The 25843-nt window shown below is 45.2% G+C and carries 25 protein-coding genes, 2 pseudogenes and 2 riboswitches; of the genes and pseudogenes, 10 read left to right on the top strand and 17 right to left on the bottom strand.

Going from position 1 to position 25843, the window contains the following annotated elements; all coding sequences use genetic code 11:
• Window positions 1-9: 9 nt before the first annotated feature.
• Window positions 10-109: riboswitch (SAM riboswitch) on the bottom strand.
• Window positions 110-145: 36 nt separating this feature from the next.
• A complete protein-coding gene (locus NYE62_RS06870; RefSeq protein WP_160241922.1) occupies window positions 146-1342 on the bottom strand; it encodes a pyridoxal phosphate-dependent aminotransferase in 1197 nt (398 codons plus the stop codon).
• A 91-nt stretch (window positions 1343-1433) separates the two neighbouring features.
• Here NYE62_RS06870 and NYE62_RS06865 point away from each other — a divergent pair, with 91 nt between their 5' ends.
• The 3 genes from NYE62_RS06865 to mtnA all read left to right on the top strand — a co-directional run bounded on the left by NYE62_RS06865 (window position 1434) and on the right by mtnA (window position 4822).
• Window positions 1434-2213: a carbon-nitrogen family hydrolase gene (locus tag NYE62_RS06865; RefSeq protein WP_003154702.1), complete on the top strand. Its 780-nt coding sequence runs from the start codon at window positions 1434-1436 to the stop codon at window positions 2211-2213.
• A gap of 92 nt (window positions 2214-2305) precedes the next feature.
• A riboswitch (SAM riboswitch) is annotated at window positions 2306-2460 on the top strand.
• 109 nt (window positions 2461-2569) lie between these two features.
• The gene (mtnK, locus tag NYE62_RS06860; protein WP_342497316.1) at window positions 2570-3754 is read left to right on the top strand and encodes an S-methyl-5-thioribose kinase; all 1185 of its coding nucleotides are present in this window, start codon (window positions 2570-2572) and stop codon (window positions 3752-3754) included.
• Between the two features lie 6 nt (window positions 3755-3760).
• The gene (gene mtnA / locus NYE62_RS06855; protein WP_342497315.1) at window positions 3761-4822 is read left to right on the top strand and encodes an S-methyl-5-thioribose-1-phosphate isomerase; all 1062 of its coding nucleotides are present in this window, start codon (window positions 3761-3763) and stop codon (window positions 4820-4822) included.
• A gap of 31 nt (window positions 4823-4853) precedes the next feature.
• Here mtnA and NYE62_RS06850 read toward each other — a convergent pair whose 3' ends face one another.
• From NYE62_RS06850 to NYE62_RS06840, 3 genes are all read right to left on the bottom strand, one after another.
• Complete coding sequence (locus NYE62_RS06850; RefSeq protein ID WP_223255230.1) at window positions 4854-4973, bottom strand: hypothetical protein; 120 nt, start codon at window positions 4971-4973, stop codon at window positions 4854-4856.
• Between the two features lie 90 nt (window positions 4974-5063).
• The gene (locus NYE62_RS06845; protein WP_031378785.1) at window positions 5064-5561 is read right to left on the bottom strand and encodes a methylated-DNA--[protein]-cysteine S-methyltransferase; all 498 of its coding nucleotides are present in this window, start codon (window positions 5559-5561) and stop codon (window positions 5064-5066) included.
• Window positions 5558-7777 (bottom strand): PAS domain S-box protein, encoded by a 2220-nt coding sequence (locus NYE62_RS06840; protein ID WP_342497314.1) that lies wholly within the window; start codon window positions 7775-7777, stop codon window positions 5558-5560. The genes NYE62_RS06845 and NYE62_RS06840 overlap by 4 nt, the downstream gene beginning before the upstream one ends.
• Before the next feature lie 255 nt (window positions 7778-8032).
• On the opposite strand from NYE62_RS06840, the gene NYE62_RS06835 reads away from it, so the two are divergent.
• Window positions 8033-9055 (top strand): acyltransferase family protein, encoded by a 1023-nt coding sequence (locus NYE62_RS06835; protein WP_061861412.1) that lies wholly within the window; start codon window positions 8033-8035, stop codon window positions 9053-9055.
• A gap of 41 nt (window positions 9056-9096) precedes the next feature.
• Here NYE62_RS06835 and NYE62_RS06830 read toward each other — a convergent pair whose 3' ends face one another.
• From NYE62_RS06830 to htpX, 4 genes are all read right to left on the bottom strand, one after another.
• A complete protein-coding gene (locus NYE62_RS06830) occupies window positions 9097-9267 on the bottom strand; it encodes a hypothetical protein (RefSeq protein ID WP_007610936.1) in 171 nt (56 codons plus the stop codon).
• A 1-nt stretch (window position 9268) separates the two neighbouring features.
• Window positions 9269-9943: a YetF domain-containing protein gene (locus tag NYE62_RS06825; RefSeq protein ID WP_042635144.1), complete on the bottom strand. Its 675-nt coding sequence runs from the start codon at window positions 9941-9943 to the stop codon at window positions 9269-9271.
• 94 nt (window positions 9944-10037) lie between these two features.
• A complete protein-coding gene (locus tag NYE62_RS06820) occupies window positions 10038-11390 on the bottom strand; it encodes a TrkH family potassium uptake protein (RefSeq protein ID WP_033574635.1) in 1353 nt (450 codons plus the stop codon).
• A gap of 158 nt (window positions 11391-11548) precedes the next feature.
• Window positions 11549-12442 (bottom strand): protease HtpX, encoded by an 894-nt coding sequence (htpX, locus tag NYE62_RS06815; protein WP_007407207.1) that lies wholly within the window; start codon window positions 12440-12442, stop codon window positions 11549-11551.
• Between the two features lie 147 nt (window positions 12443-12589).
• On the opposite strand from htpX, the gene NYE62_RS06810 reads away from it, so the two are divergent.
• On the top strand, window positions 12590-13291 hold the full coding sequence (locus NYE62_RS06810; protein ID WP_080129853.1) for a DUF1836 domain-containing protein: 702 nt from the start codon (window positions 12590-12592) through the stop codon (window positions 13289-13291).
• Between the two features lie 135 nt (window positions 13292-13426).
• Window positions 13427-13621, top strand: coding sequence for an alpha/beta-type small acid-soluble spore protein (locus tag NYE62_RS06805; protein WP_003154717.1), 195 nt, complete (start codon window positions 13427-13429; stop codon window positions 13619-13621).
• Window positions 13622-13627: 6 nt separating this feature from the next.
• Here NYE62_RS06805 and NYE62_RS06800 read toward each other — a convergent pair whose 3' ends face one another.
• From NYE62_RS06800 to NYE62_RS06785, 4 genes and pseudogenes are all read right to left on the bottom strand, one after another.
• Window positions 13628-14797, bottom strand: a complete 1170-nt coding sequence (locus NYE62_RS06800; protein ID WP_014417566.1) for an anti-sigma factor domain-containing protein — start codon at window positions 14795-14797, stop codon at window positions 13628-13630.
• Window positions 14794-15549: an RNA polymerase sigma factor SigI gene (sigI, locus tag NYE62_RS06795; RefSeq protein WP_003154719.1), complete on the bottom strand. Its 756-nt coding sequence runs from the start codon at window positions 15547-15549 to the stop codon at window positions 14794-14796. Before sigI ends, NYE62_RS06800 begins: the two co-directional genes overlap by 4 nt.
• 276 nt (window positions 15550-15825) lie before the next feature.
• Window positions 15826-16723: pseudogene (locus NYE62_RS06790) on the bottom strand (TerC family protein).
• Window positions 16724-16853: 130 nt separating this feature from the next.
• Window positions 16854-17423 carry a DedA family protein gene (locus NYE62_RS06785; RefSeq protein WP_007407212.1) on the bottom strand — a complete coding sequence of 190 codons (570 nt, stop codon included), beginning with the start codon at window positions 17421-17423 and terminating at the stop codon, window positions 16854-16856.
• A 599-nt stretch (window positions 17424-18022) separates the two neighbouring features.
• Here NYE62_RS06785 and NYE62_RS06780 point away from each other — a divergent pair.
• Together NYE62_RS06780 and NYE62_RS06775 are read left to right on the top strand one after the other, a co-directional pair.
• Window positions 18023-18904, top strand: a complete 882-nt coding sequence (locus NYE62_RS06780) for a Ku protein (protein WP_007610913.1) — start codon at window positions 18023-18025, stop codon at window positions 18902-18904.
• Window positions 18905-18906: 2 nt separating this feature from the next.
• Window positions 18907-20742 carry a DNA ligase D gene (locus NYE62_RS06775; protein ID WP_342497313.1) on the top strand — a complete coding sequence of 612 codons (1836 nt, stop codon included), beginning with the start codon at window positions 18907-18909 and terminating at the stop codon, window positions 20740-20742.
• A gap of 9 nt (window positions 20743-20751) precedes the next feature.
• On the opposite strand, the gene NYE62_RS06770 is transcribed toward NYE62_RS06775, so the two are convergent.
• From NYE62_RS06770 to NYE62_RS06755, 4 genes are all read right to left on the bottom strand, one after another.
• Window positions 20752-21306 carry a hypothetical protein gene (locus tag NYE62_RS06770; protein WP_015417328.1) on the bottom strand — a complete coding sequence of 185 codons (555 nt, stop codon included), beginning with the start codon at window positions 21304-21306 and terminating at the stop codon, window positions 20752-20754.
• 179 nt (window positions 21307-21485) lie between these two features.
• On the bottom strand, window positions 21486-21950 hold the full coding sequence (locus NYE62_RS06765; RefSeq protein ID WP_007610911.1) for a MarR family transcriptional regulator: 465 nt from the start codon (window positions 21948-21950) through the stop codon (window positions 21486-21488).
• Window positions 21951-22092: 142 nt separating this feature from the next.
• The gene (locus tag NYE62_RS06760) at window positions 22093-22275 is read right to left on the bottom strand and encodes a Fur-regulated basic protein FbpA (protein ID WP_003154731.1); all 183 of its coding nucleotides are present in this window, start codon (window positions 22273-22275) and stop codon (window positions 22093-22095) included.
• 89 nt (window positions 22276-22364) lie between these two features.
• Window positions 22365-22520, bottom strand: a complete 156-nt coding sequence (locus tag NYE62_RS06755) for a hypothetical protein (RefSeq protein ID WP_003154733.1) — start codon at window positions 22518-22520, stop codon at window positions 22365-22367.
• Window positions 22521-22714: 194 nt separating this feature from the next.
• Between NYE62_RS06755 and tnrA the strand changes: the two genes are divergently transcribed.
• Both tnrA and NYE62_RS06745 read left to right on the top strand, forming a co-directional pair.
• A complete protein-coding gene (gene tnrA, locus NYE62_RS06750; RefSeq protein WP_003154734.1) occupies window positions 22715-23047 on the top strand; it encodes a MerR family transcriptional regulator TnrA in 333 nt (110 codons plus the stop codon).
• 116 nt (window positions 23048-23163) lie between these two features.
• Window positions 23164-24308: pseudogene (locus NYE62_RS06745) on the top strand (IS3 family transposase); the annotation flags it as partial.
• A 65-nt stretch (window positions 24309-24373) separates the two neighbouring features.
• On the opposite strand, the gene mgtE reads toward NYE62_RS06745, so the two are convergent.
• The gene (gene mgtE / locus NYE62_RS06740) at window positions 24374-25729 is read right to left on the bottom strand and encodes a magnesium transporter (RefSeq protein ID WP_012117400.1); all 1356 of its coding nucleotides are present in this window, start codon (window positions 25727-25729) and stop codon (window positions 24374-24376) included.
• Between the last annotated feature and the right edge of the window lie 114 nt (window positions 25730-25843).

The raw sequence follows: 25843 nt of genomic DNA, 5'->3' as shown, positions 1-25843 counted from the left end.
TATGTCCGAATCTTATCTCTCAGCTCCTGCTGCAAGAATTAGCACCGTGCTTTATCAGTCGGTTGCCGGGCTTCATCGGGCTCGTCCCTCTGCCTGCTCTTGATAAGAATAATGATTTTATAAAGTATTTTGAATTATCGCATTGTTATTCTGATATGTCAATGCTTTTTCGGGTGAAAAGATTCAGTTTCCCGATCCGTTCCGCAGCTTCTTTAAGTCTTTCTTCACTTGTCAGAAGACCGACTCTTATATAGCCTTCCCCCCATTTTCCGAACCCGTTTCCGGCAGCGACCGCGACATCCGCTTTCTCGAGCAGCAGGTCTGAAAACGACTGTGACGTATAACCGTCAGGCACAGGGAGCCATGCAAAAAAGGAGCCCGCCGGAGCCGTCACATCCCAGCCGATATCGCGGCAGGCTTTAATCCATGCATTGCGTCTCGATTCATATCTGTCATTTTGCGCCGCGACGCATGCCTGATCCGCTAAAAGTGCGGCTGCCGCCGCCTGCTGCGCCGCGGGAAACAGGCTGACAAACATATGATCCTGATAAAGGTTGATCGCTTCGATGACAGAAGCGTTTCCGACGGCAAATCCGACCCGCCAGCCCGCCATATTATACGTTTTGGACAAGGTATAGATTTCGATTCCCGTCTCTTTTGCGCCTTCGGTCTGCAAAAAGCTCAGCGGTTTATGCCCGTCAAAGCCGACGGCTCCGTACGCGAAATCATGAACGACACAAATGCCGTTTTGCTCCGCAAAACCGACCGTCTCCTCGAAAAACGCCTCTGTCGCCACAGCGCCGGTCGGATTATTCGGATAATTGAGATACAGCAGCTTCGCCTCGCTCCGCACCTTTTCAGGAATTACGCTGTAATCAGGGAGAAACCCTCTTTCTTCCGTCAGCGGCATCATTTCCATTCTCGCTTTTGCAAGGGCGACGCCTGACCAGTAATCAGGATATCCGGGATCAGGCACCAGAATGGTATCTCCCGGGTTTAAAAGACATTGCGGAAGCTCAACAAGTCCCGCCTTGCCTCCGAACAGCACGGCGACTTCCGTTTCCGGATCAAGCGTGACCCCGTACTCCCTTTCATAAAATGCAGCGGCTGCTTTTTTGAAGCTGTAAGCGCCCCGGAATGATGAGTATTTATGATTTTCCGGCCTTTCGACGGCGCGCTTCATTTCTTCAACGATATGCTGAGGCGTCGGCTGATCAGGGTTTCCCTGCCCTAAGTTGATGACGTCTCTGCCTTCTTTCAGCTTTTGATTCACTTTTTGCACCAATGATGCGAAAAATTGTTCCGGCAGCTGTTTGAGTACATCTGAGATTTCAAAGTTCATATTTTCACCTTCTAAAAATGTCTTGAAATGATAGTCCATCATCATATATGGTTAAATAAAAAAAGTAAAGAGAAACTTGAGGTGTTAAAAAATGAAATGGACCGTTTCCTGTTTGCAATTTGATATTTCATACGGAAATCCTTCAGAAAACTTTAAAAAAGCAGAATCTTTGATTGAGCAAGAAAGCCGCCATGCTGATGTAATCGTGCTTCCTGAGTTGTGGACGACCGGCTATGATCTCACACGGCTAGACCAGCTGGCGGATGAAAACGGCAAAGTTTCGGAACAATGGCTTAAAGAAACGGCAAAAACATACAACGTACACCTCGTTGCCGGATCTTTTGCGGTCAAAGAAGGCGAAAATGTCTATAACACTATGTACATCGCCGATAACAGCGGACAGATCGTGAAGCGGTATCAGAAAGCCCATCTGTTTCAGCTGATGGATGAACACCTTTACTTGTCAGCAGGAAACAGCGACGGTTCCTTTGAGCTTGACGGTGTCAAGTGCGCCGGGCTGATCTGCTATGATATCCGTTTCCCCGAATGGATCAGAAAGCATACGTCCCAGGGCGCGAATGTCCTGTTTATCTCTGCGGAATGGCCTCTGCCCCGCCTTGATCATTGGCGAAGCCTGCTTATCGCCAGAGCAATTGAAAACCAATGTTTTGTCGCAGCCTCTAACTGCACGGGGTCCAATCCCGATAATGAATTTGCCGGCCACAGCCTGATTATTGACCCGTGGGGCCGGATTTTAGCCGAAGGAGACCGGACGGAAGGCGCAGTCCGGGCGGAAATCGATGTGTCAGAAAGCGCGGCCGTGCGGGGAACCATTCCGGTTTTCCAAGACTTGCGGCGTGATTTATATTAATTTTCAAAAAAATGTTGACAAGAATATCCGGTACCTGCTAATATTTTCATCAACTGATTAATCCGAATTGTGATACAAATCAATATATTTTTCTCTTATCGAGAGTTGGGCGAGGGATTGGCCTTTTGACCCCAACAGCAACCGACCGTAATTCCATTGTGAAATGGGGCGCGTACATTTTGCGCCGAGACGATTGTCTCATAAGGCACGGTGCTAATTCCATCAGATGTTATCTGAGAGATAAGAGGCGGACTGCACTGTTTCAGCCTCCTTCTCTTTCAGAGAAGGAGGCTTTTTTTCGGGCGTATTCTCCGTCACGATCTCTTACTGCCACTACATAATTGGAGGGTAAATCCATGTCAGCAACTAAAACAAGTCTTTATGAACAATTAACAGAAAGCTCCGCCGCCGCGTTAGCCGTCAAGCTCGGCTTATTCCAAAACAAAAGCACTCTGACATGCCGTGAAATCGGCGACGGCAATTTAAATTATGTCTTTCATGTTTACGATAAAGAAAACAAAAAAGGACTGATTATTAAACAGGCAATCCCTTACGCGAAAGTCGTCGGTGAAAGCTGGCCGCTTACCATTGATCGGGCGAGAATCGAAAGCAGCGCTCTCATCCGCCAGGGCGAACACGTGCCGCACCTCGTTCCGGCCGTTTACTATTCCGATACTGAAATGGCCGTCACGGTAATGGAAGACCTCTCGCATTTGCGGATTTCAAGAAAAGGGCTGCTGGAAGGGCAGCATTATCCGAACTTATCGGTTCATATCGGTGAATTTTTAGGGAAAACGCTTTTTTACTCATCCGATTATGCGATTGATGCGAAAGTAAAGCAGCAGCTCGCAAAGCAGTTTACAAATCCTGAGCTTTGCAATATTACGGAAAGGCTTGTGTTTACAGAACCGTTTCTCGACCATGAGACAAACGATTTTGAAGAGGAGCTGCGCCCATACGCAGAAAAAGTTTGGAACAATTCCCGGCTGAAAGAAGGCGCTGACGAATTGAAAGCCATCTTTCTGAATTCCGCGGAAACATTGGTTCACGGCGATCTGCACACGGGAAGCATCTTCGCAGATGAACATGAAACAAAGGTGATTGACCCCGAGTTTGCTTTTTTCGGACCGATCGGGTTTGACATCGGCCAATTTATCGCCAATCTGCTGTTAAACGCCCTCAGCCGCGACGGTGACGACAGACAGCCGTTATATGATCATACTGCCGCCGTATGGGATACATTTGTGAAAACATTCAGTGAAGCATGGGAGAAAGACTGCTTGCCTTCCCGCAGACACCTGCTGGAAGACACACTGAAAAACGCGTTTGAGGAAGCGGTCGGTTTTGCGGGATGCGAACTGATCCGGCGCACGATCGGACTCGCCCATGTGGCTGACTTAGATGAAATCACTCCGTTTGACAAACGAATCGAACGGAAGAAGCTGGCGCTTGACATCGGCGCCTATTATATCGAAAACAGAAAAGAACTGAAGCATATCACCGAGGTTCTGGACCAATTTAAGCTCCGTGTAAAGGAATGATGCAGCATGACCAATGAATTTGCCATCCCCCGTTCTGTAGAATGGAAAGAAACCTACATCCGCATTTTAAATCAGCAAAAGCTTCCCGACGTCACTGAATATGCGGAACTTGAAACAAAGGAAGATGTATTCGACGCGATTGTCACGCTGAAAGTAAGGGGCGCCCCGGCCATCGGTATAACCGCGGCGTTCGGACTCGCGCTCTCCGCCAAGTCGTTTGAAGCCCGCGACCTTTCAGATTTCCGACGTCAGTTCGCGGATGTCAAAGCGTATTTAAACAGTTCGAGGCCCACTGCCGTCAACCTCGCGTGGGCGCTTGACAGACTGACGGATTCCATCAGGGATGCGATCTCAATCAATGAAGCGAAGACAACGCTCGTTCATGAAGCCATTCAAATTCAGATTGAGGATGAAGAAACATGCCGAATGATCGGCCAAAATGCGCTGCACCTTTTTAAAAAAGGCGACCAGATCATGACCATCTGCAATGCGGGCTCGATTGCCACAAGCCGATACGGTACGGCGCTTGCTCCCTTTTACTTAGCGAAACAAAAAGACCTCGGCCTTCATATCTACGCATGTGAAACAAGACCCGTTCTCCAAGGATCACGGCTGACGGCGTGGGAGCTGATGCAGGGCGGAATTGATGTCACGCTCATTACGGACAGCATGGCCGCCCATACAATGAAGGAAAAACATATTTCTGCAGTCATTGTCGGCGCTGACAGAATTGCAAAAAACGGTGATACGGCCAACAAAATCGGAACGTACGGCCTCGCTATTTTGGCAAACGCCTTTCAAATTCCGTTTTTTGTTGCCGCACCGCTTTCGACATTTGACTTGCAGATTGAAAACGGCGATCAGATTCCGATTGAAGAAAGAGATCCGGATGAAGTCAGACAGATCTCCGGCATACGCACCGCTCCCGAGGATGTGCCGGTCTTCAATCCGGCCTTTGACATCACACCGGGCAGCCTGATTTCCGGCATTATAACCGAGAAAGGAATTGTGACCGACTCTTACACGGAAGAAATTGAACAATTATTCGCTGACTGCCAGCTGAGCTGAAAAACCGCTGATGATATTGCCTCAGGCAATGTCAGCGGTTTTTTTGTCTGCACAATGTAATCACTTTATCTTTTTGGACGGCTGTAATAAGATGCATTTTAAAAAACAGCTCTGCATAACCGGCTATCTTTTGCGGACGGCTCATTTTCATCAGGCTTCGTCCTCCTTTTTCATCAGACCAACTTTTTTCACTTAATAAAATGATATGTCGGACGTGAAAAAACGGAACGTGCCATACGCTTTATTTTTCATTATAGGATATTTGTTCGATGTTCAGCAGCACCGCTTTTACATCCGTCTTCGTGCCCGCGTATCCCGTTAAGGCGCTGTTTTTGCCGATTACCCGATGGCACGGGATCAAAATCGGCAGCCGGTTTCGTTTATTGGCTTGTCCGATGGCGCGCACCGCTTTCGGTTTCCCGATCGCTTCAGCTATATCGCCGTAGCTTCGGGATTCCCCGTAAGGAATCATCGTCAGCGCGTTCCATACCCTTTCCTGAAAGGGTGTGCCTTTTTGTCTCAGAGGCAGAGAGAATTGCTTTCTTTCTCCTGAAAAATATGATGCCAGCTGCTGTTTCGCCTCCGACAGCAAAGCGGTTTCGCACGGCTTTACGCCGGGCGCGTCTTTCCGCCATTCCTCAAAATCTTCCCCGGTGAGAAACAGGCCGGTAATAAAGCTCTCTTCCTCTGTTATGATGACGGTTCCAAACGGCGCTCTCACACTTGTAAAACAGATCATTCCCCGCTCCTTCTTTCTTCGGTATTCTGCCGGATCGGAAGCGTCAAATGAAAAACGGTGCCCTTCCCTTCTTCACTTTCCACATGAATGCGTCCCTGATGCTCTTCGATGATTTTATAGCTGACCATGAGACCGAGACCCGTTCCCCTGTCTTTTGTCGTGTAAAATGGTTCACCCAGACGTTTTAATTTGTCTTCGGAAATGCCTGTTCCTTCATCTTGAATAGAAATCAAAATGTGGTCTTGATCAGAAGACTGAATGGTCACGTAGATATTGCCGCCGCCCGGCATGACTTCAATGGCGTTTTTTAAAATATTGATAAACACCTGTTTTAATTGATTCGGTTCACAGTAAATCGGCGGGATGTTTCCGGTCAGGTTCAGATGGATCTGCACATTGACAAGATTGGCCTGGGCATTCAGAAGATCAGCCGTGTCTTTCATAATCTGCGTCACGTCTTTTTCTTCATATAATATCGCCTGGGGTTTCGCTAAAATTAAAAATTCAGTGATGATAGACTCGATGCGTTTTAATTCTGAGGTAATGACGTTAAAGTACAGAGAATATTCGCCTTCAATGCTTCCTTGAAGAAGCTGAATGAACCCTTTCAGCGCCGTCATCGGGTTTCTGATTTCGTGGGCGATGCCCGCCGCCAGCTCCCCTACAACATGAAGAGTATCGGATTTCCGCAGCCTCTCTTCAAGCTCTTTGGCCTCTGTGACATCTTTAAAGATGGCCAGATTCATATTTTGAATGATATTTCTTTTGAAGGAGAATTCCAGTTTGCGGCTGTCGCTGCTGCTTAACAGGAAGGGGATTTCATTATCCATTCCTTCTAAATCAATCTTTCTGGCGGGAACACCCGCGTTTTCAATATCAAATAAAGAAAGAATATCCGGAACGGTGTACGCTCTCAGCTCCTCATCCGGCATACCGAGTATACGGCTTGCGAGAGGATTCGCGTCAATAATGCGGAATTGGTTGTCAAATAAGACCTTGCCGTCCATTGAGCCGTTGAATACCTTTCTGAACTTCAGCTCGCTTTCCCGCAATTCCTTTTCCATCCGCTTACGATCGCTGACATTTCTTAAAATGGTTAAATGCTGACCTTCAAGTATGGTTCGTTTTGATGTGAATTCCAGCTCTTTAAATTGGCCGTTTGCCATCTGAAACAGCATTTCTTCACGGATTTCCCCGTATTTTTCATATTTTTTCTTAATCTGCTTATATTTTTTCTGCGGATCAACGATAAACGTACATAAATTCGTCTCCACCAGCTTATCCATCGGCAGTTCGAAAATGCGGCACGCCGATTCGTTTGCTTTGGCAATCTTTCCGTCATCAGACCAAATGACAATCGCGTCCATGGCGTTTTCAAAAATTTCGCGGAATCGCTCTTCGCTTTTAAAAAGTTTCAATTCCATCAACCGTTTCTCTGTTATGTCCCTCATAATGGACATGTAGAACCCGCTGATTAAGTTGGACGTAATCGTAAATTCAAACAGCTTCTCTTCGCCCGACCGAAGCTTGACGGGCAGTTCTCCTTTGGCGTTTCCTTTTCTGCGGAGGGTTTCCCAGATTTCTTTCAGATGCTTTTTGTTTTCTCCGTCGGTAAAATGGCGGAGCGACAGATGGGACAATTCATTCTGGCCGATCTCAAAGCTTTTGCAAAAAGAGAGGTTCGCATCAATAAACCCGCCGTCCTTATCAAACAGCACGATGCCGTCGACAGCCCTGTCAAACAAATCTTTAAACAGCTGCTCGTTCATGGAGAATTCGCGCTCTAATATTTTTTTAGAGGAGATGTCCCTCATCACCACAAAAAAATAATCCTCCCCAATTCCGTCTCTGGCGAGGAATTCAATGTATTTCGTCGCGCCGCTGTCAAGCTTAATCGGCACCTCTTTCCACAGATGGCCTTTTTTTAAAAACTTTTTCACGGCCTTATTCAGTTCTTCCTGAGGCACGGAATATAAAAAATCCAGGACGGAGCGGTTAATGAGGCTCTCTGCCTCAATCTGCATCATCCGGGCCGCCGCCTCGTTCGCCTGGACGATTTTCATTTCCTTACGGCATATAAAAATGGCATCAAGCGTGTTATTCATAATCACGTGATACCGGTTCAAATCACTCTTCAGGCGGTCATTTTCCTCTTTCATCCGCTTCAGCTGCTCTTTCAGCGACTCTTTTGTTTGCAAATCCAGAGTTTCAGCCATTCAGTACACTCCTTCTTCAAAAACCTATCCTTCAATATTTCTACAAAATACCTCATCTTCCTTCATTCGCCCTATACATTTCAGAAAATTTCAATGATATGACAAGTTAAAGTCTTTTTCTACGATCCTTACCTCCCCATTACATCATCCTAACAATCCCTTTTGTCCTCCTTCAATTTTTTGTTTTTTATTTTAAAATGAACACCAACAGGAAATAATCATGCAGTGGATGATTTTTGAAGAGAAGGTGATGCTATGACAAAATCGCGAGACAGTTACTTTGACAACGCCAAGTTTATCTTGATTTTTCTGGTGGTGTTCGGCCATATCCTCCGGTCATTTATTAACGGAAATGAGTTTATGCTCCATCTCTACAAATTCATTTATACTTTTCATATGCCGGCCTTTATCCTGGTTTCCGGCTATTTCGCAAAAAACTTTAAGCGGAAAGGTTATGTGAAGAAGCTGGCTGTGAAGCTGATTATTCCGTACTTGATTTTTCAGGGCATTTACTCAGTTTTTTACTATTTGATTCAGGATGAAAGCATGGCAAGCGTCAATCCGATTGATCCGCAGTGGTCTCTCTGGTTTTTAGTCAGCTTATTCTTTTGGAATCTGCTGCTTTACCCCTTTACGAAGCTGCCGAAAATGTGGGCGCTTGGGGCGAGCTGCGGGCTTGCCGTCATGATCGGGTATCTTGATTTTATCAGCAGCACGCTGAGTCTTTCACGGACGTTTGTTTTTCTTCCGATGTTTCTCGTCGGGTTTTATTTAAAGAAACGGCACTTTGATTTGCTTCGGGCTAAAAGAGGCAGGCAGATTGCCGCGGGCGTACTGGGGATTGTTTTCCTCTTATGCTGGTGTATTGATTTTGATTACTCGTGGCTGTTCGGATCGGAGCCTTATTCTACATTCGGCACAGTGTCGCTGTTGAGCGGTCTGTCGCGCATCGGCTGGTATGTTTTGGCCTTTGCCGCCACTTTCAGCTTTTTGGCGCTCGTTCCGCAAAAGCGTTATTTCTTTACGAAATGGGGTACGAGAACATTTTACGTGTATCTGCTGCATGGATTCATTATAAAAACGCTGCGGCAGATCGGGCTTGAAGATCACTTGTCTGATTATCAGAATTTAGTCATGCTCTTAATGTTAACGGCCGCTCTTACGTCCATTCTCTCCAGCAATGCGGTGAAAACGGCCGCACAGCCGTTTATTGAGCTGCGGATCACCGGCTGGCTTGAAGCGGTGAAAGGAACAAGAAACGGTGCTTATTCGAAATAATGCAAAATACCTCTTAAGCGTTATCGCCTAAGAGGTATTTTTTATTGTTTGCCGTCTTCTTTTTTCTTTGGCTTCGTCTGTTCAAGCGTTTCAATCCATTTTCCGGCGTTATAATCACCGAGCTCGCTTGCAAACTCTTCTTCAAGCAATTTAGGGTCCATCGGCTTTTTATGGTTTTGCATGTCTTTGCTGTGGCGGTTTTTTTTCGTCATGTTACTCGCCTCCTTGTTTGCCGTGTTTTGATTTGCGGTTTGCGCCTCTCAGTCCGGGATCACCGTCATATTGTGTTTTGTATGCATCTTTGTCCATGCTCTCAGTCGGTGTGTTGTTGTTGGTCAAAGCTTCATTCTTTGCTGCTTTGCGTTTCATTTGATTTCCTCCTTCTGTCAGCAAATCTGTTTTGAATTCATCAAGCATTTTTTTCAAGTCGCGCACTGTCACGTTTTTGGCCTCATCAATGAGTTCATAGCCGATCTGTCCGTTCGGCTCAAGCAGCACATATTTAAAATCTTGAATGTCTCCGAGGCCTTCCTGCCTGATCCTCATTGACAGCTGAGCTTCGGTAAAACGCATTTTTTTTAAGTTTTCCGGGATGATTTTTCCGTTTCTGACAACGGCGACGGTTTTTCCTGAAAATAAAAACTCAAAAAAGCTTGATTTGATTTCTAAATATTCCATCAGGATTAATACCGCAATAAAAATCGCCGCCGCGAAAATAGTTTCCCATAAATTATGTTCAATAAACGGCTGAATAATAATCGAGCCGATCGAAATCATGATGACTGTCTGGGTCACCGACAGCTGGCTGATTGATTTCCGTCCGGCAATCCGCAATAAAAAGGTACCGACCGCTATCATAACTACCGACTTCCAAAATACGGTAAACAATGACGTCACCTCTTTACAAGTAGATTCTCCAAAGAAACTGTTTCCACTCATCCATTTTACGGCAATAAAAAACACCGCTTTCTGAAAAGCGGTGTCAGCCGATAATCATTCTTTCCTTCGGATAGTGATAATTTGCTTCGATTTCTTTTCGGCCGATCAGATAAAGGAAGGTCAAAATGCCGATCCGGCCGATAAACATGACAATCATGATGACGCATTTTCCGATGTCGCTTAAATGCGGAGTAATCCCAAGCGACAGGCCGGTCGTTCCGAATGCGGAACACACTTCAAAAAGCAGTCCGAGGAGCGTCTGATTTTTCTCGGTCACGGCCAGAATCAGCGTCGATCCGAACACGAGCAGAATCGCCATCATCGTAACGACCAGCGACTTCATGACATCAGCCTGGTGAAGCTCGCGTTTAAAGACCTTGACCGCTTTATTTCCCCGGGCAAAATGAAACAGTGCAAGAAGGTTAAGCGCAAACGTCGTCGTACGGATTCCGCCGCCGACCGAGCTCGGTGATGCGCCGATGAACATGAGGGCGCAGATGAAAAATAATGTCGGCGCCGACAGCTGGCTGATATCAATTGTCGCAAGCCCGCCGCTTCGCGTAGCGGTTGATTGAAAGAGACATAAAAATAAAACATCATGCCAGCTTTTCCCCTTCATGACATGGCTTGCTTCAAGCGCGTAAATGCCCACGGCTCCGAACAAAACGAGCATTCCGAACGTAACGGTCGTAATTTTCGTAAACAGCGTGAATGAGTATCTGCGCTGTTTTGAAAACAAAAAGTCCTTTACTTCTACGAGCACCGGAAAACCGATCGCACCGAAAATAATCAGGAGCATCGTAATAAACTGCACGAAATAGTCATGTCTGAACGGGACGAGTGAATTTCCCGTAATATCAAAACCGCCGTTTGTCGTGGCGCTGACGCTCGCAAAGAATCCGTGCAAGTACGCCTGTTCAAACGAATCATAATACGTTAAAAAATATGTTCCTAAGATGATGCCGCCTAAAAACTCGATTAATAAAATCAAAAACAGCACTTGCTTCATCAGGTTGACGATACCGGAAAACTGCGATTGATTCTGATCCACCATGATGAGCTTCCGTTCCCGCAGACCGATCCGTTTGCCCATAATGAGCCAGACGAATGTTCCGAGCGTCATGATGCCGATTCCGCCGAATTGAAGCACGAAAGCCAAAATGACAATCCCGGCCGTGCTGAATGTATCAGCCGTGTTGACGACCGTTAAACCGGTGACACTGACTGAGCTGACAGCCGTAAACAGCGCGTCTATAAACGACCAGCTGGCCCCTTGTTTGTGGGCGGCCGGCAGACTTAGCAAAATAAATGCCACCGTCACAGCAAGAAAATAATATAATGCAATCAGCTGTGCAGGCGACAAGATCTGTATGAATTTCTTCAGTGTTAATTTCATAAGATAGTTCCTTCTGCCTCTCAAATGTAGTACGTAATTATTCTAATGATATTGGGAGTATTTTTAAAGGGCTTTTTAGAAAGATTTTTCATTACCTTATGTAATTTGCCGATCTTTAAACAAAAAACCTCTGAAACGATTGTCAGAGGTTTTGTTGATTATTTTGCTTCCAGCCTGCGGATGCGCTCATCGAGATCAGGGTGTGTGGAGAACAGTGACGAATGCTTTTTACCGTTAATTTTTAACGTCTGCACCGCCGTCTGGTCCTCTTCATTCACATGTCCTGTATAAGACTTCAGCGTACGCAGGGCGTGAATCATTTTATCCTTGCCGGCAAGGTCTGCACCGCCGCGGTCAGCGTGAAACTCTCTGTGACGCGAGTAGGCGAAGACGACAAGACTGCCGAGAATGGAAAAGATAATCTGAAACACGATCATCGCGATAAAATGAACGACCGGCGCGAGGTCTTCTTTGACAAAGCGGCTTGCAACCCATGCCGCGATTCGGGAAAGGAATACGACGAACGTATTGACGATTCCCTGCAGCAGCGTCATCGTGACCATATCACCGTTTGTGATGTGTGCGACTTCATGGGCAAGGACCCCTTCCACCGCAGCATCATCCATCTGCTGCAATAAACCTGAAGAAACCGCGACAAGCGAACGGCGCTTAGAAGGTCCGGTCGCAAAAGCATTGACCTCCGGGGAATGATAAATGCCGACTTCAGGCATTTTCGTCATCCCTGCGGCACGGGACAATCTGTGCACACGGTCAACCAATTGCTGTTCTTCATAGCTGAGCGACTGTTTCTTCGGATTTAACACCCGGACGCCCATCATCGTTTTGGCCATCCATCTGGACATTCCGAGAGAAATAAAAGAACCGACAAAACCGACGACAAGACTGAACACGAGCAATGCCATCAGATCAATGCGGCCATTTTGTATATACGAGCCGACACCGGTAACGCTTGTAATAATCGTAAGCACAATTCCGATTGTCGTAATGACCAAAAGGTTCGTTAAAATAAACAGAAATATTCTTTTCGCCATAATTACCTCCGTCTTTTTTAAGATCAAAAGAACTTATTTACTTAAATTATAAATGATCTGTTTGAAAATGCAACAATTTCGACGTATGATGTTAATGTAATTCCCATTGATATTAGAAAGTAACACGTAATCAATCAGAGGTGAACCATGAACACGTTTAAACTGACCCGAACTGATATGGTCCGGCTTCTTTACGCGCTAAAAGGCCAAGGAGACGCAACCCCTCTCCAAATCTTATTGCAATCAGCGGATATGACCTTGGATGAAGCGGAAAGCCGTCTGCATATCCCTGAATTTCTGACGAGATTCGAACGAAAAAAAGAGAAAAAGGAATACGGGCTTTCAACTAACGAGATTGTCGAGCTGGGAAATCTGTGCGAGCTGACGTCTTTAAAATCAACCGCCGTCCAAAACTGGGTGAAGCGCGATATTAAAGATTTAATCGGCCACCCCTTACTCGGCAAAAAATATACAATTGAACAAGCTGTCATCCTTCTCATTGTACGTGATTTAAAATCAATTTATGACTTCGAACATATACGCGGCATATTAAAAATCGCTTTTAACACGATCACAGACAGATCAGACGACGTCATCAGCCCGATCAGCTACTATGAAAGCTGCGCCCAAGTGATTGATTATCTTCATCATAAGGCAAACCCGCCGATGAAGGAAACGAGCCTGCAGGAGCTCGTCGAAGAGCAGACGGACAAGCTCAAAAGCTGCTTTAAAGAACTCGGAAGCGGACAATGGAACAATATCAGATCCATAATCGCCGTCACGGTGCTCTCCGTTTTGACTTTCCATATTCAAGCTTCAGCCTATAAAATGACCAGCCATTTATTATAATTCATAACGCTTCTTCGCCCCGGTGTCTGCGCCGGGGTTTTTTTGCTGTACAACAATTGCCAGCATAATCAATACCGTTCCGTTTGAAACTAAAACGCGAAAACACATCTTGCCAGAGAAAAGGAGATGAAAAAGATGGCGAGCAGAAATAAACTCTTAGTTCCAGGGGCTGAGCAGGCACTTGACCAATTTAAATACGAAGTGGCTCAAGAATTCGGCGTGAACCTTAGCTCTGATACAGCAGCACGCGCAAACGGCTCTGTAGGCGGGGAAATGACAAAACGTCTTGTACAGCAGGCTCAATCACAATTAAACGGGAAAAATCAATAGTGCAGCTTATTCGCCGGGACTTCTCGGCGAATTTTGATATTTATCGGCATTCTCCTTTCCGTGCCGGTAGCCGTTCGGATTCCTTCGGTCTGATGAATCTTCATGATGCCGATAGGATTCCCAATGTTCATTGCGATCATGATTCCAGTAATGATTGTAATACTTTTGCTTAGGCTCTTTGTCATTTCCGTTTTCCTGAGGATTTTGTGTTGGGGGCTGCTCTGTTTCCCCATCTTGTTCCTTCTGTGTGTTTTCCTCTGATCCGGAAGCTGCATTTTTTTCGGTTTGCTGATTGCCGTCCTGACTGTCCGGCTTCGCTTCTTCCGTACCGGGCGTTGTTTCATTGTTTCCCGGCTTCTCTGCTGCCTTTTCTTCATCAGGAGCTGTCTTTTCATCAGCCGCCGGCTTGTCTGTGTCCGGCTGCTCGCTTTGATCAGCGTCTGTTTCGGTATCTTTTTGATCTGTTTCATTGCCGTCGGTTTGCTTTTCAGGCTGTTTTTCTTCTGTTTTCTTTTCGTTTCTTCTTATGTAGCTGCCTGTTGACATCCCTTCCTGTTTTGCTTTTTCTCTTGTTTCCATATCAGATTCAAGCGATTGGACCTGGTAGGTGCCCTTATATTTTTCAGTCATGTCGGCCAGCTGTTTTTTAACGCCTTTTTTATATGTATTGTCATCTGTATTTTCATAAACCGTGGAAATTAAAATCTCTTTTGATTCCTTTACATATCCATGCTTGCTGCAATCGGTAATAATATTACTGATGACTTCCTTAAAATCGCTGCTTTTCCAATCTCCGATGTCACTGATGACCTGTTTGGCGTCATGGTTCAGCGGTGTCAGTTCAATGACTTCATATTTGCTGTTTAAAGCCATTTCAATGCTGGGATTAATGTCAAGCGTCATATACGCGTAAGCTTTGTTATCAGAAAAAACCGGGAGCAAAATTAAAATAAACAAAATAATAGCAGTCATCGTAAACACTCCCAATTTAAAAGGGCGCAGTTTCAGAAAATCAAAAAAGCTGGCCCTTCTTCCCATACGCGTTTCGCCTTCGAACGTAATTTCCTCTCCGATTTCACAAGTGCGGTGATCATTTTTTGTTTTTAAAAATTGTCCGTCAGGGGTTAGCAACGTGACGAATTTTTTATTTTTCTCTACTATGATCCCTCTTCTCATGAGTGCAACACCCCTTTAAGATAATCTTTTAAATAAATATAATCACCGGTAATAATAATACTCATGGCGATGATATATTTTCGGTTCCGTTCGATCGTTTTTCTGCTGACCGACACGAGCTGCTCCAGCTGCTTGACAGGAAGCTGTTTTTTCTGGTGCAAAATGGACGCCAGCTCTTCATTTTCAACAAGCGTGTAGGCTACCTTAATCGCATTCTGCCTCGCATCTGTATGCTTCGGCGATTGTTCCAGCAGCTCTTTAAAAGACAGGCCGTATTCTTTCAGCTGCTTCTGAAAAAAAAGAATTTCTTCCCGGCGCTGTTCCTGTTCTATCTGTTTGCGGTATTCATCAATGGAAAGCTCCGCTTCGATAAGGCTCTGCGAAGATTCCTGGTCGTCGCCTTCCTGCACATCCATATTGATATGCTGAGCGGTTCTTGCTTCTTTTCTGATATAGTCTATCACTTTTCTTTTTATAATCAGCTCTGCAAATGCAAGCAGCGAATTACCTTTTTCAGCCGAATATTTTTCAATGGCTTCGTTAAACGCGATCAGCCCGATGCTGAATTCGTCGTCTTTTTCATCTATATATCGTTTACAAACGGATGAAACCGTCTTCGCGATAAAAGGCTTATATTGCTGTATTAAATCGTTCTGCAGATCTTTGTCGCCTTTTTGTATTTTTTCAACAGATGTTTCAAGCGTTTGCTTCTTTTTTCCCAATTTAAACAAAAGGCTAAGCACTGGTTTCACCTCAGTTCCTCCCTATAACTACTCATAATCATAGCTAATTTAGTAGGGATTCGCAAAGGAAGAAAAAGAGAAATCGATTTCATTTGTCTCAATTATGACAAGCCAATAAGACGTACTATACATGATTTCGTGCCCCCATGCAGAATTAAGGGGGTTTTCTCTGTGTTTTTTGTAACAATGCTGTTATAAAATTGTTATCATATGTCTTAAATGTAAGCGTTTCAAACAAAAAAGGGAACCTGCTTTTTAAAAAGCCAGACTCCCTTTTTGATCATTTTACGCGTGTTCTCTTTTTTCCGATTCCGCGCCAGACTCTATTTGTTTTGCTCCTGACATAAACCATCCGCAAACCGCAATGGCAGCCAGAACCGCCCAGAAAATGATTTTCCAGGCCGCCGAATGGATGATATCTGCCGGAATTATACCGAGTTCCTCATGGGCCAATGTATAAAGAGCGAGCTTCACGCCTACCCATCCGACAATCACAAATGCCGCCGTTTCAAGGCCCGGCCTGGTTTTCAGTAAGGATACGAACATTGATGCCGCAAAACGCATAATGATTAAACCGATTACGCCGCCGGCTAAAATAACGAGAAACTGACCGCCGTCCAAGCCGCCGATGGCAGGAAGCTGAGTTCCCGGGAGCGTTACGGCAAGCGCGACCGCCGCTAAAATGGAATCAACGGCAAAAGCGATGTCCGCGAGCTCCACTTTCAAGACAGTCTGCCAAAACCCGCTTTCTTTCTGCATTTTCTGACCGGCGTTATCTTTAAATACATACCGCTTCAGCAAATGGCTGACCGCAATGTAAAACAGATATAAAGCGCCGACGGCCTGGACCTGCCAAACATTCACCAGAAAAGAAATGGCGAACAGCGACCCGAAACGCAAAATAAATGCGCCCGCCAATCCGTAAAATAAAGCCTTCTTCCTTTGTTTTTCAGGAAGATGCTTCACCATCACAGCCATCACCAGCGCGTTATCCGCCGCTAAAATCCCTTCCAGCCCGATTAAAACGAGAAGAACCCATCCATACTCCAATAATAATGCAAAGTCCAATCCATTCCCTCCGTTTCTTTTTTCTATCATCCGAGCTTATACCGGCGGTTTTTTACGCAAAAAAGACCTTTGCCGATATAAGGCAAAGGTCTTGCTAGACATGAATGATTGGCATGCCAACAAAGCCGATGGATATGATCCATGAATTGACGACTTTGTTTCCGGAATATCCGGACGCTACTCCCCTTTGGGATTTCAAGAAATATTTGTTTATACGCTCATGATAAAGCCTGTTTCATCATTTGTCAACGCTTAACTTTTTTAACAAATTGAGAAATTTTTTCTGTTTTAGCCCGCTGTTTTCTTCTCTTTAAAAACATCCAAAGAATGAGAAGCAACACAATGAATATACCGAGCGGCAGCATATATTGATCGAGAATGGAACCGACGCTTTTCCAATTTTCCCCGAGTTTCATTCCGAGGTATACGTAAGCAAATGTAATCGGCAGCATCGCTGCATATGTATATAGAGAGAAGACCCAGACATTCATCTTCGCAATGCCGCACGGCAAAGAAATCAGCGTCCTGACCCCCGGTATAAAACGGCCGCTGAACGCGACCAAACCTCCGTGCTTCTGAAAGAAATCATCTGATTTCTGCAGGGATTCGGGTTTTATCCATATATACTTTCCATATTTCAGCAAAAACGGCCGACCGCCCAGCCTGCCGATTCCATATAAGACAAGCGGACCTGAAACACCGCCGAGCGAACCGGCAAACACGGTCCCGGCAAGCGTCATATCCCCTTTTGAGACCCAATAGCCCGCAAGCGGAAGAACAATTTCCGCCGGGATGAATTCTATACTGAGCGCCAAAAAAATCCCGGCGTAAGATAAGCTTTTAAACGCCTCTATTATTGATATGATGAAATCTTCGATGATCTATCACTCCCGGCTTACGTCTATATTCCAAAACTTAAGAATGATTTTAACACGAAACCTTGAGGCTGAAATATCTTTTAGACATGCCCTTTATAAATGTGAGTCGTTTCAGATCAGTATAGCGGGAGGGAATGACATGCGCAATACACCGTCCCGCCTGTCTCCTGATTGCTTGTCTGGCGGCGTTTACATCACTTAAGATCTCCGGAAAAGGAAGCGGCGGCTGACCGCGAATTCAGTTCATATGGGAGCGGGAAATTTTCTCAGTCACTTCATGGGAATGCGTAGGCATTTCCCGGGGAATGATTTTGTATAATCTTTTTAATTACCACTGATGATTTTCAGGGACTTCAGCGCTTTAAAGAACTTATCGATTCACTGATTGTAAATAAAGAATTCATTTCCTTTTCAGCCGACCATTTCCGCCTGAGGAAATGGAACAGCCGCTCAATGAAGCGCCGCAACACCCATAAGTTGCTACACATGGAACGGACCCGTTTATCCACAATAAAGACAAAAAGGAGTTTTTATTCATGCACACGATGTGGAAGGGTTCGATCAGTTTCGGCCTCGTCAATATCCCGGTCAAGCTCTTTGCGGCCACTGAAGATAAAGATATAAAATTCCGCAGTCTTCATAAAGAAGACCATGCGCCGATTAAATACGAAAAAATCTGCACCGGATGTGAAAAAAGTCTGGAACCTGATGAAATCGTGAAAGGCTATGAGTATGTAAAAGGGAAATACGTCATTATGACAGACGAAGACTTGAAAGACGTAAAACAGGAACATGAAGAAAAAGCGGTTGAGATTGTTGACTTTGTCCAGCTGCAGGAAATTGATCCGATTTATTTTAACCGGTCATATTATGTTGGGCCGGGAGATAACGGCACAAAAGCCTATACACTTCTGCGGGAAGCGCTGAGGACGACGGGTAAAATCGGGATTGCCTCCATTACGATCCGCTCTAAACAGCAGCTTGCGATTCTTCGCGTGTATGACAACTGCATCGTGATGGAATCCATTCATTATCCGGATGAAGTCAGAAATGCCGGACATGTGCCGGGCGTTCCCGAGCAGACAGCCGTTAATGAAAAAGAGCTGCAGACGGCGATTACGTTAATTAATGAGCTGACAACCGAGTTTGACCCGGAACAATACGAAGACACATACCGGAAAGCCCTTCTCGCTAAAATTAACGATAAGCTCGAACATGAAGAAGCCGGCGTGACACCGGCTGCTGCCGGCCCGCGCGAAGATGTCATTGATCTTGTCAGCGCGCTTCAGGCAAGCATTGACCGGACGAAGCGGCCGGATCGCGAACAGGCTGCACCGGCGCGGACAAAAGACGCCGCGTCAGCAGGCGGCGGAGGCAAAAAGCAGAAAACGACCAGACAAAAAGCCGGAACGTCTTAATCATGGTGCTGACGATGCAGCCGATTTTGACCTCTGTACCGCCTGAAGGCAGTGAGTGGCGCTATGAGGTAAAGTATGACGGATTCCGCTGTCTTCTCCGCATAGACGAAAGCGGCGTTACATTAACCAGCAGAAACGGACAGACGCTGACGAATCAATTTCCGGAAATCACGGCTTTTGCGGCCCGGTGTTTTCAGCACATGAAAGACAGGTTCCCCATTACGCTTGACGGAGAGCTTGTCTATTTAATCAATCCGTACAGAGCGGACTTTGAGCATCTTCAAATCCGCGGACGTTTAAAACGGACGGAAGCAATTGAAAGCACCGCTGATAGACGGCCGTGCCGCTTTCTGGCATTTGATCTCCTCGTTCTGGAAGGCGCCGGCACCGTCTCATTACCGTATGTGAAACGGAAACGCGCCCTTTCCAAACTGCTTAAAGAAGCAAATCTTCCCGCCTGCCCTCATCACTTAGCGGAAGAAGCGATTCAATACATTCCGGAACACACTGACTTTGATGCGCTTTGGGACAAGGTCGTCCGCCATGACGGAGAAGGTATCGTAGCAAAAAGGGCTTCCAGCGGCTGGGCGGAAAATAAACGCTCTCCCGACTGGCAAAAGTATAAACATATGAAAACGGCACATGTGCTATTAACCGGGTTTAATCCGAAGAACGGGTATGTAACGGCCTCTGTTTTAAAAGACGGCACCGCCGTCCCGATCGCTTCCGTTTCCCACGGCATGCAGGCGGAAGAAAAAAACGCCGTCAGAACCATTATGGAGACCCACGGAAAAAAACAAAACAGCGGCGAGTATACACTTGAGCCTTCTATCTGCATGACCGTTCAGTATTTAACCATATTGCAGGACACGCTGCGTGAAGTATCTTTTGTGTCTTTTCAGTTTGAAATGGATTGGACGGAATGCACGTATCAGCAGCTTATCCTTCACTCTAAAACGCTGCCGCCGAAGCTGCAGTTCACAAGCCTGGATAAGATTGTTTTTAAAAAACGTGAAAAAACGAAAGCAGATTTCCTTAGTTATATGGTGAAAATGAGCGATTTTCTTATGCCCTTTCTTAAAGATCGGGCCGTCACGGTGATCCGTTATCCGCACGGCGCGTTTGGCGAATCTTTTTTTCAAAAAAACAAACCGGACTACACGCCGGACTTTGTCTCAAGCGTGTTTGACGGGAGCCACGAGCACATCGTATGCAGCAGCATACCGTCACTTTTATGGCTGGCTAATCAGCTGGCGCTTGAATTTCACGTTCCGTTTCAGACAGTGCATTCTGAAAGGCCCGCAGAGATTGTCATTGATCTTGATCCTCCGTCAAGGAATGATTTTCCTATGGCAGTGGAGGCTGCGCATGTGCTGAAACAGCTGTTTGACTCATTCAGCATTACGTCATTCCCGAAGCTCTCCGGAAATAAAGGCATTCAGCTCTACATCCCGCTTTCACCGGAAGCATTCACCTATGAAGAAACCCGTGCGTTCACAATGCTCATCGCCGATTATTGCGTCAGGACGCGGCCGGATCTTTTTACGACAGAGCGGTTTATCAAAAACCGAAACGGCAGACTCTACCTAGATTATTTGCAGCATGCCGAAGGGAAAACCATTATCGCCCCCTATTCGACCCGGGGCAACGAATTGGGAACGGTTGCGGCTCCCCTTTATTGGAGCGAAGTCAACTCCTCTTTAACACCTGATGATTATACGATCGATACAGTAGTGAACCGCGTCAGGACAGAGGGAGATCCGTTTTATGATTTTTACCGGAACCCGCAGGACGGCCCGCTTTCAATCGTGCTTGAGCAAATCAAGAGAAAGAGCTGACGCTTTTTGTCAGCTCTTTTCAGTCTGATACGTGCACATCAATTTTTCTTTGGAAATAAATAAATAGCAGGAGTAAGGAATGTTTTTGAGGGTGAGCTGTTTTGCAGTAAAGTATAAAATCGGAATATGGGCCGCTTTCTTAAACAGCCTGTAGCAGCCGCTGGACGGTTTTATCACATCAAAACCGAGTCTCGCAGCTCCTTTATGAAGCATTGTAATGCCGACGACTCCCTTAATCTCGTCTTTCCGTTTATGCTGGTTAATATAATCCGCTAAATGAGGCATGGATTGATATACCTTCTGATATAGCATAATCCCCCTTCTGACCGCGCTTTCAATAGGCTGCAGCTCTTTCAGGAGTTTGACATTATGAAGATGAATCTTAACTAACACGTCGTTTTTTTTAATTCTGGTTCCGTCGCTCAGGATGACATCTTTTCCTTTATATCTAGTCAAACGGACGCGGAATACATTCGATTGCCGTTTATCAATCAGCGTCAGCCGGGTAAAGAAGAAATAAAGCGGATCAAGTAAGTACCATATAGACAGCAGACAGCTTCTCACATGTTCACCTTCTTTATAATCAAAGCACCCTCATATTTTGGCATGGGGCGTGTCACATTATGATTGGTAAATAATGATGCCGACCTGTATCAGCTTATGCAAAAACCGCTTCAGGCTCTACTGTCCGGAACAGAAAAAAAACACTCTTCGTGAAGAAGAGTGTCTGTATCCGCTTTCTTTTAACGGAAAAGCAAATGCTGGCTGTGAATTCCCGCTTTTTTCAGTAAGGCTATCAGCTGTTCCTGTTCCTCAGGCATAAGTCCTGAAAACGCTCTCGCAATTCTCAATGAATGAATCGGATAAATTTTATCCAAATACTCGTTTCCTTTATCAGTTAAATGGGCGTAAACAGACCGTTTGTCCTTCGGGTCTTGTTCTCTGACCAAAAACCCGTTTCTTTCAAGCTTGTCGATGACATAGGTGACATTCCCGCTGACAAGCAAAAGACGCGACCCGATTTGCTGAAGCTTTTGCGGTCCTCTCGTATAGAGCAGCTCCAAAACGGCAAATTCAGTCGGATTAAAACCGTGTTCTTTACTGTCGCGGATGCTGTGTTCAGACACACTCTTGAAAGCCCTTGCAAAAACTTTGTACAAATTCATCGAACGCATCACTTCTTCTTCGTTAAATGATAATCTCATCATATCTACCCCGTATTTAAGATTTTTATAAAAAAATAATGTAAACCCTTACAATTCATAAGAGTCGATCTTTGTTTTATATTCTATTCGTGCCGTTTTTCAGAATTCCTTCTTTTTTATATAAAAAAATACCCTTATACATCATTTAATTTGTATAAGGGTTCCGTTCTTTATAGGGAATGTTCCGAAAAAAATACGCGTATTCCTTTCTCAGCTCCGTAATTGTCATGGAATTGAGTATTTCTTTCGTATAGACTCCGATCTGCAGAAGCTTTTTGGAATAATGGTTTCTCTCTTTGTCCAATGCATTTTGAAGCAAACGACTCATGGCGGCCTCCTTTGTTTTTCCGTTATTCTATGATCAGAATAACGCTTTTATATCAAAGACGTATAAAGCCATTGTAAAACTTCTGTAGATTATGATGTTTTTCGGTAAAGTCCGTTCTGGACGGCTCTGAGCAGCGGAAAAGCGTGTTCCCCGGCAAGCTGCATGAACGCCTCCAGCATTTCATCGCGTTTCATATCTAATTCAATGATTTCTTTTGCCAGCGAAACCGCTTTTTCTTTCTCCATTCCTATCCTTCCTCCTCATTGTGTCTGTATAGTAAGCATAAAACGGGGGCACAGGACCATGCATTAACCTTGTCAATTTTTCTGCCGCTTTTTTTCTAAAATTTTCTATTCCGCGTCAGAAAACCTGACAAGCGTCAGGTTTTTTCTCTTTTTTTCTTATATAATATGAGTAAAAGACATCCAGGGGTGGAAAAATGACGACAGACGAACAATCTTACAAAGATAAAAAAGTAATCTCGATCGGCATTGTAAGCGAATTAACCGGATTGTCAGTCAGACAGATCAGATACTATGAAGAACGGAAATTAATCTACCCGCAGCGTTCATCACGGGGAACGAGAAAGTATTCCTTCGCGGACGTTGAGCGGCTGATGGATATTGCCAACAAGCGGGAAGACGGCGTGCAGACGGCTGAGATTTTAAAAGACATGCGAAAAAAAGAACAGGCTCTCAAAAACGACCCGCAGCTCCGCAAAAAAATGCTGGAAGGCCAGCTTAATGCTCATTTTAAGTATAAAAACCGCTGATAAAAAAAGTCCGCCTCCTGTGGGGACTGACCCCATAATATGAGACAAACAAAAAACACCTTCAAGTTTGAAAACGGATCGTTGTTATCCGAAATTAGACTTGGAGGTGTTTTTCTATGAGGGCAAGAGTGAGTTATCCGGTTGAAGTCAAACAGAAGGCTGTAGAAATGAGATTGGCGGGCGTGCCTGTGAAGGAGATCATGCAGGAATTGAATATAAAGAATAAGACGCAGGTGCAGACATGGGTCAGGTGGTATAAAGCTGGGGACACACATCGATTCGAACAACCTGTCGGAAAGCAATATTCTTATGGAAAAGGTCCAGAGTATTCTTCCGAATTAGAGAAACTGCAGGCAGAAAATCGTTATCTGAGACAACAGAATGAAGTGTTAAAAAAGTACAACGAATTGGAAAGGAAGCTGATAGCGAAACGCCAGTCGAGCTTGTAGAAGCATTGCGCGGCACAATGACCATACAGGATATCTGTATTCATTTAGGTATCTCACGAGCATCTTATTATCGTTGGAAGAAGAATCTGATGAAAGATAACCCTAAATACCATTTAGAAAAACAAATCGGCACGTTGTGCCGAGAACACAAGTATCGATATGGCTATCGGAAAATCACAGCCATATTAAAAAAGGGAATGCGTATTAATCATAAAACGGTTCAGCGCATTATGAAGAAAAATCAGTGGCAATGCCGGGTTAAGGTGAAAAAGCGCAAGAAGAATGGGCAGCCATATGCCGTGGCCGAGAATATATTAGATCGGAACTTTCAGTCTGATCGCCCTCTGGAAAAGCTAGTAACGGATATCACATATTTGCCTTATGGGCAGAAACAATTGTATCTTTCCAGTATATTGGATTTATACAATGGAGAAGTGATTGCTTTTACGATTGGCGATAGACAGGACACAGATTTTGTCTTACACACACTTGATCAGCTGCCCGTACTGCCAGAGAACTGCGTGTTACATAGTGACCAAGGTTCTGTTTATACATCTTATGAGTATCAGAAAGCTGTTAAAACAAAAGGCATTACCATGAGCATGTCCCGCAAAGGGACACCCGCTGATAATGCCTCCATCGAATCGTTTCATTCCTCACTAAAGTCTGAAACGTTCTACCTCGACAGGTTGGAAAGCACTACGACGACCATCGTAGAGCAAACTGTCGAAACCTATATATACTATTATAACAACATTCGTATTCAAACGAAACTAAACAACCAGCCGCCGGTCACATACCGACAGCTGGCTGCTTACAGGTGTTTTGATCCCTGTCTCAAAAACGGGGGTCAGTCCCCCTGTGAGACGGACTTTTTTTATAAAGCATGAAGAAATGCAGTTGCAATGCCGAAATAAATTAATAAGGACAAAATATCGTTCAGCGTCGTAATCAGCGGTCCTGATGCAATCGCCGGGTCAATGTTCAGTTTATGAAGAATAATAGGGACGATCGTTCCGGCCATCGTACCGATAATCAACGTTGCAAGCAGCGATGAACCGACGACAAAACCGAGCGTTAAGTCTTTCTGCCAGACGGTTGCGACAATCGTAATCGCGATCGCACAGACGATGCCGATGTAGATACCGGTTCTTAATTCACGGAAAATCAGTTTAAAGATGGTTTTTTTATTCATTTCTTCTTTAGCCAGTCCTCTGATGACGACGGCGAGTGACTGTGTGCCTGTATTACCCGTCGTTCCCGCGATCATCGGCATGAAAAACGCGAGGGCGACTACTTTTTGTAATGTATCTTCAAAATAATTCAGAATGCTTCCGGAAATCAATCCGATAAACAAAAGCAGAATGAGCCACGGCAAACGGCGGTACGCCGCAACGTACGCTTTCGTATCAAATGTAATCGCCTTACCGGAGGCTGCGAATTTTTCGTAATCTTCATCGGCTTCTTTAATCACGACGTCAATAATATCATCGACAGTGACAATACCCACAAGCACATGATTTTCTTCCACGATCGGAATGGCTAAAAAGTCATACCGCTGGATCAGCCGGGCGACTTCTTCCTGGTCTTGGAGCACCCCGGCCGAGATGACACGTGTAAACATGAGATCCTGCACTTTATCCTCAGGCTCGCCGAGAATTAAATCTCTGTAAGAGAGCACTCCGACAAGCTGCTTGCTGTCATTAATCACGTACAAATAATTTATTGATTCTGCGATTTCTGCAAAGCTTTTCAGCTTCACAACCGCATCTTTTACTGTATAATGCTGCGGAATCCAGACGAAGCGGTTCGTCATCATCCGGCCCGCCGATTCTTGCGGATAGTTCATCAAAAGCTGCACGGCCTTTGATTCCTCAGCCTCCATGCTGGATAAAAGCTGTTCTTTCAGTTCTTCATCCATCTCTTCCAGCAATGCGGCGAGATCGTCGTTATCCATTTTATTCATTGCGAGAGTGGCTTTCGTTTTACCGACTTTATGCAAAACGGCAAGCTGAAATTCCCGCTCCAGCTCTCCGATCATGTCGGTGATGTCATCAACCGTCATATATGACAGATAGCGGGCCCGGTGCTTTTCCGGCATTTCTTTAAACAAAAATGCCATGTCATAGGGCTGAAGCTCATCTATCATGTTTCGGAATTCTTTTATTTTTCCGTCCCGCAATAAAATGATAATGCGTAATATGAGTTCGTCATAGGTCATGTTTTGGACCATCGGGACTCGTACCTCCTTTACGGAGACGCGCCGTCCGTCAAGGGAAGTGCGGCGGTTTGTCTCCTCATCATGTCGTCACTGGTTATCTGGCTGTATATGGGTACTTCTTCTGAC

The organism is Bacillus sp. FSL K6-2861 (assembly GCF_038630725.1).
Classification (GTDB): Bacteria; Bacillota; Bacilli; order Bacillales; family Bacillaceae; genus Bacillus; species Bacillus velezensis.
Note: the sequence above shows the minus strand (reverse complement) of the source record. Positions and strands in the feature narration are given on the sequence as shown.

What these genes read in the sequence shown, in the direction of transcription:
- NYE62_RS06870 (WP_160241922.1), bottom strand. Translation starts at nt 1,342, where the DNA reads ATGAACTTTGAAATCTCAGATGTACTCAAACAGCTGCCGGAACAATTT.
- NYE62_RS06865 (WP_003154702.1), top strand. Translation starts at nt 1,434, where the DNA reads ATGAAATGGACCGTTTCCTGTTTGCAATTTGATATTTCATACGGAAAT.
- mtnK (WP_342497316.1), top strand. Translation starts at nt 2,570, where the DNA reads ATGTCAGCAACTAAAACAAGTCTTTATGAACAATTAACAGAAAGCTCC.
- mtnA (WP_342497315.1), top strand. Translation starts at nt 3,761, where the DNA reads ATGACCAATGAATTTGCCATCCCCCGTTCTGTAGAATGGAAAGAAACC.
- NYE62_RS06850 (WP_223255230.1), bottom strand. Translation starts at nt 4,973, where the DNA reads ATGAAAATGAGCCGTCCGCAAAAGATAGCCGGTTATGCAGAGCTGTTT.
- NYE62_RS06845 (WP_031378785.1), bottom strand. Translation starts at nt 5,561, where the DNA reads ATGATCTGTTTTACAAGTGTGAGAGCGCCGTTTGGAACCGTCATCATA.
- NYE62_RS06840 (WP_342497314.1), bottom strand. Translation starts at nt 7,777, where the DNA reads ATGGCTGAAACTCTGGATTTGCAAACAAAAGAGTCGCTGAAAGAGCAG.
- NYE62_RS06835 (WP_061861412.1), top strand. Translation starts at nt 8,033, where the DNA reads ATGACAAAATCGCGAGACAGTTACTTTGACAACGCCAAGTTTATCTTG.
- NYE62_RS06830 (WP_007610936.1), bottom strand. Translation starts at nt 9,267, where the DNA reads ATGACGAAAAAAAACCGCCACAGCAAAGACATGCAAAACCATAAAAAG.
- NYE62_RS06820 (WP_033574635.1), bottom strand. Translation starts at nt 11,390, where the DNA reads ATGAAATTAACACTGAAGAAATTCATACAGATCTTGTCGCCTGCACAG.
- htpX (WP_007407207.1), bottom strand. Translation starts at nt 12,442, where the DNA reads ATGGCGAAAAGAATATTTCTGTTTATTTTAACGAACCTTTTGGTCATT.
- NYE62_RS06810 (WP_080129853.1), top strand. Translation starts at nt 12,590, where the DNA reads ATGAACACGTTTAAACTGACCCGAACTGATATGGTCCGGCTTCTTTAC.
- NYE62_RS06805 (WP_003154717.1), top strand. Translation starts at nt 13,427, where the DNA reads ATGGCGAGCAGAAATAAACTCTTAGTTCCAGGGGCTGAGCAGGCACTT.
- NYE62_RS06800 (WP_014417566.1), bottom strand. Translation starts at nt 14,797, where the DNA reads ATGAGAAGAGGGATCATAGTAGAGAAAAATAAAAAATTCGTCACGTTG.
- NYE62_RS06780 (WP_007610913.1), top strand. Translation starts at nt 18,023, where the DNA reads ATGCACACGATGTGGAAGGGTTCGATCAGTTTCGGCCTCGTCAATATC.
- NYE62_RS06775 (WP_342497313.1), top strand. Translation starts at nt 18,907, where the DNA reads ATGGTGCTGACGATGCAGCCGATTTTGACCTCTGTACCGCCTGAAGGC.
- NYE62_RS06765 (WP_007610911.1), bottom strand. Translation starts at nt 21,950, where the DNA reads ATGATGAGATTATCATTTAACGAAGAAGAAGTGATGCGTTCGATGAAT.
- NYE62_RS06760 (WP_003154731.1), bottom strand. Translation starts at nt 22,275, where the DNA reads ATGAGTCGTTTGCTTCAAAATGCATTGGACAAAGAGAGAAACCATTAT.
- NYE62_RS06755 (WP_003154733.1), bottom strand. Translation starts at nt 22,520, where the DNA reads ATGGAGAAAGAAAAAGCGGTTTCGCTGGCAAAAGAAATCATTGAATTA.
- tnrA (WP_003154734.1), top strand. Translation starts at nt 22,715, where the DNA reads ATGACGACAGACGAACAATCTTACAAAGATAAAAAAGTAATCTCGATC.
- mgtE (WP_012117400.1), bottom strand. Translation starts at nt 25,729, where the DNA reads ATGGTCCAAAACATGACCTATGACGAACTCATATTACGCATTATCATT.